Source organism: Micromonospora sp. 4G55, from assembly GCF_016803375.1.
Genome location: NZ_JAEVHN010000547.1, coordinates 1 through 4183 on the forward strand (window position 1 = coordinate 1; position 4183 = coordinate 4183).

Below are 4183 nucleotides of genomic sequence, written 5' to 3' on the forward strand. Positions count from 1 at the left end.
CGGTCGCCGCCGCGACGGCCGCGTCGATGGTCTCGCCGTCCGGCCAGCGCAGGGCCGTCACCAGCATCAGCAGCACGCCGGCGACGCTCCACAGGCCGACCACCAGGGGGATGGAGAAGCGGTCGGCGAGCAGCCCGGTGATCAGCACCGAGGCGCCCTGGATCACCTGCATGCCGGTGGCCATCACGCCGAAGGCGCGGGCCCGGTAGCCGTTGGGCAGGGCGCGGACGAAGAGCCCGTTGGCGGTCGGCAGCAGGCCGGCGGCGGCGAAGCCGCAGGCGGCCGCGAGCAGGGCCACCACCACCGGTGGCGGGTCGAAGAGCGTGGGCACCAGGACCAGCGGGGCGAGCACCGCCAGCGGCCGCATCAGGGCGAGCCGGCGGGCCGGCGCGACCGCCCGCCCCACCACCAGCCCGCCCAGGATGAACCCGACCGGGTTGGCGGCCATGATGACGGCCTGCGCGACGCCGCTGTCCAGCCCGTCGCCGGAGCGCTCGCCGGCCCAGGCGGCGGCCAGCCCCTCGGGGACGATCGAGAAGAGCATGGCGCTGAAGACCAGCACGGCGATGGCCCGCAGGACCGGGGTGCCGAAGACGATCTGGAAGCCCTGCCCCGTCTCGCGCAACAGGTGGCTGCGGTGCGCGGCGGTCATCGCCGGTTCCCGGTCGCGGACGCCGAAGCGGGTCAGCGCGGCGGACCCGGCGAAGGTGGCCGCGTTGATCAGCAGCGCGAGGGTCGGGTTCACCGCGGCCAACGCGGCACCGAGGAGGTATCCGACCACCTGGGCCGCCTGGGCCGAGCTGGCGTTCAGCGACAGGCCGAGGACCAGCCGGTCCCCGGTGAGGATGGCCGGCATGAGCGCGGACCGGGCGGCCTGGCTGGGCGGGTTGGCGAGCGTGGTGGCGAAGAGCAGGGCCAGGATCACCCACACCGGCACGCCCGGCACGGCGATCAGCGCCATCAGCGCCATCCGGATCAGGTCGCAGACGACCATGACCTGCCGGTAGCGGTAGCGCTCGGCGAGCGCGGCGAGCAGCGGCCCGCCGACCAGCCAGGGCAGGTAGCTGACCGCGAACGCGGCGGCGGAGAGGGCGATCGACTCGCTCTGCCGGTAGACCAGCACGGTGACCGCGGCCTTGGCCACGTAGTCGCCCACCCAGGAGAACACGGTGGCCACGAAGATCGCTCGGTACTCGGACTGGCCGAACACCTCCCGGAATGTGGCCGGCCCGTCCGGAGAGGGTCGCTCGTCGGACACCGTCGCCTCCATCGTGCCCCGCGAACGGCCACTCGTGACGGCCTGACGGGGACCCCGTCGTCAGATCTACGGATCAGCGAGGACATGATCACGCTCCGGCGGGAGCGCGTGCACCGGATTCTGCCCGATCGTCTGACAACTGGCTAGGGCGAACGGATTGGTCGTCGCATCTCCGACTGAACGAACGGACGATACCCGAGGGGCCGCGCGGTCCGCGACCCCCAGATTTCGGACTCCCCGATTTCGTCCCGCCCGGCAGGTCAGGTGGCGCCACCCTGACCGGTGCCCGGGGTGCCCACCGTCCCGGGCGCCCCGGCCGGGCCGATCCCGCCGGTCTGCGGCAGCCCCGGGTAGAGCCGGGCGGCCGCGATCTTCGCGGTGATGCCCGAGTTCTCCAGCGCCTCGGCCAGCCGGCGGCGCAGCTCCCGGCCCACCGCGAACTGCCCGTCCGCGGTCGTCTTGACCACCGTCCGGATCACCGCGCCGTCCACGGTCATCTGCTCGACGCCCAGCACCTCGGGCGCCTCGACGATCTCCGGGGCCAGCTCCGGGTCCAGCGCCACCGAGGCCGCCGCCGTACGCAGCACGGCGCTCGCCTCCTCGGTGCCGGCGAAGCCGATCGGCAGGTCCACCACCACCAGGGCCCAGCCCTGGCTCTTGTTGCCCACCCGGACGATCTCGCCGTTGCGGATGTACCAGAGCACCCCGCGACCGTCGCGGACGGTGGTCACCCGCAACCCCACGGACTCCACCACGCCGGTCGCCTCGCCCAGGTCCACCGTGTCGCCGACGCCGTACTGGTCCTCGATGAGCATGAACAGACCCGCGATGAGGTCCTTGACCAGGCTCTGCGCGCCGAAGCCGAGCGCGACGCCGGCGATGCCCGCGCTGGCCAGCAGTGGAGCCAGGTCGAAGCTGAACTCCTTGAGCACCATCAGCAGGGCGATGCCGAAGACGAACGCGGTGACCAGACTGCGCAGCACCGAGCCGATCGCCTCGGCGCGTTGGCGGCGCCGCTCGGGGATGAACTCGGCGGGGTCGAGCGAGGCCGACGGGATGCGCTCGCGCAGCGGCCGGAGCATGGTCGGCACCGCGCCGTGGGTGGTGGTCCGGACCAGCCGGTTGATGGTCCGGTGCAGCGCCCAGCGGGCGGCGATCGCCAGCAGCAGGATGAGCGCGACCCGCAGCGGCTTGAGCAGGATCCAGTAGCTGCCCTCGGCGAACCAGACCGAGCCGGTCACGTCCAGCACGCCCTTGCACAACGTGTCCTGGAGGCACTCGGCCGAGGGTGAGGGGTCGGGGGTCGGGGCGGCGACGGGGAAGGTCAGGCTGGTGGCACTCACCCTGTCTTCGTACCGCAACCCCCGCGGCGGCCCACCGGCGACCCACCGACGGGCGACCCCCGTCCGCCGGGACGGCGGCCTGCGAACCGGACATCTTCCTACGCGCCGAAAAAGCTTCACGAGGGAGCCCGGATTAGTACGTGCAATCCCGGGTCTTATCAGGGACGATTGGCGCAACGGACGTCGGTGATCCCGCCGGCGTCGGTCGTGGTTCCCCGCTGCGCGGGGCGCGGCCGGCGTGGCCAGCGGTGGGCAGCTGGACCGGGAGGGTGAGCACGATGCCTGACATACGACCCACGGTGGGCTCCGGCGCGCTGGTTCTCAACGCCACCTACGAGCCGCTGTGTGTCGTGTCGGTGCGTCGCGCCGCCATCCTCGTGCTCTCCGCCAAGGCGGTCTGTGTCGCCGACGGCGACGGCGTCCTGCACAGCGCCCGCGACGCCCTCCCGGTGCCCTCCGTGGTCCGGCTGACCCGCTTCGTCCGGGTGCCGTACCGCACCCACGTCGGGCTGTCCCGGCGGGCGATCTTCGCCCGGGACGGCTGGCGCTGCGCCTACTGCCGGGGGCCCGCGGAGACCATCGACCACGTCTTCCCGCGCAGCCGGGGTGGCCGGCACGCCTGGGAGAACGTCGTCGCCGCCTGCGCCCGGTGCAACCACACCAAGGGCGACAAGACCCCGGCCGAGCTGGGCTGGCGGCTGCACTCGCTGCCCGCCGCCCCCAAGGGCACCGCCTGGCGGGTGCTGGGTCACCGCGCGCCGGACCCGCGCTGGGCGGACTGGCTCGACCTGCGCGAGCCCGAGGCCGCCTGAGCGGGGCGCGGCTCCGCCGGGTCACCGGTCGCGCGCCTTCACCAGCGAGGCGTACACCACCACGTTGTCGGCGTAGCCGGTCTCGCCGCCCACCCACCGGCCGCCGCAGGTGATCAGTCGCAGGTTCGGGCGGCTGAAGTCGCCGAACACCTCGTCCGCCGGCAGGTTCTCCTTGCCGTAGCGCTGCACCTGGTTCACCTCGAAGACCGCCACCTTCCGGTCCTCCCGGGTCACCTCGACCGTGTCGCCGTCGCGCAGGTCCCGCAGCCCGTGGAAGACCGCCGGGCCGGTGGTGGTGTCGACGTGCCCGACGATCACCGCCGGGCCGTACTGGCCGGGGGTGGGGCCCTGGTCGTACCAGCCGGCCTCCTGGGCGCGGGCGGCGTCGGGCACCCCGATGCTGCCGTCCGGGGCGATCCCGACATGGTGCACCGGGGCCTGCACGTCGATCCGGGAGATCGAGATCAGGGTCGGTGGGCTGCCCGGCAGCACCGGGAACTTCTTCGGCGGCGGGCGCAGGCCGGCGATGAACCGGTCCGGCAGCACGCTGAGGCCGGTCACCTGTTCGACGCCGAGCATCGCGACGATCAGCGCCATCAGGGTGGCGAGCACCATGAACGCGGCGCCCGGTCCCCGGCTCGGGTAGCCGCCGTAGCGGGCCGGCCGTGCCGCCGGCCGTACCGGACGGGCGTGGACGACCGGGTCGGTCGTGGTCACGCTGGCGGTGAAGGCCTGGCCGGCCACCCGGCGGAAGCGGCCGGCCGCACGGG

Annotated in this window: 4 protein-coding genes; 1 reads left to right on the forward strand and 3 read right to left on the reverse strand. The window is 73.6% G+C overall.

The genetic code is table 11. From position 1 onward, the window contains the following. Both JNW89_RS29480 and JNW89_RS29485 read right to left on the reverse strand, forming a co-directional pair. The coding region (locus JNW89_RS29480; RefSeq protein ID WP_238451580.1) for an MFS transporter at positions 1–1270 on the reverse strand (1270 nt) is incomplete at its 3' end. A gap of 248 nt (positions 1271–1518) precedes the next feature. Beyond that, a complete protein-coding gene (locus JNW89_RS29485) occupies positions 1519–2601 on the reverse strand; it encodes a mechanosensitive ion channel family protein (protein WP_238451581.1) in 1083 nt (360 codons plus the stop codon). Positions 2602–2879: 278 nt separating this feature from the next. Between JNW89_RS29485 and JNW89_RS29490 the strand changes: the two genes are divergently transcribed. Then, positions 2880–3413 (forward strand): HNH endonuclease, encoded by a 534-nt coding sequence (locus JNW89_RS29490; RefSeq protein WP_154942404.1) that lies wholly within the window; start codon positions 2880–2882, stop codon positions 3411–3413. A 21-nt stretch (positions 3414–3434) separates the two neighbouring features. Here the strand turns inward: JNW89_RS29490 and JNW89_RS29495 are convergent. Then, on the reverse strand, positions 3435–4183 hold a 749-nt coding region (locus JNW89_RS29495), incomplete at its 5' end, for a class F sortase (protein ID WP_238451582.1).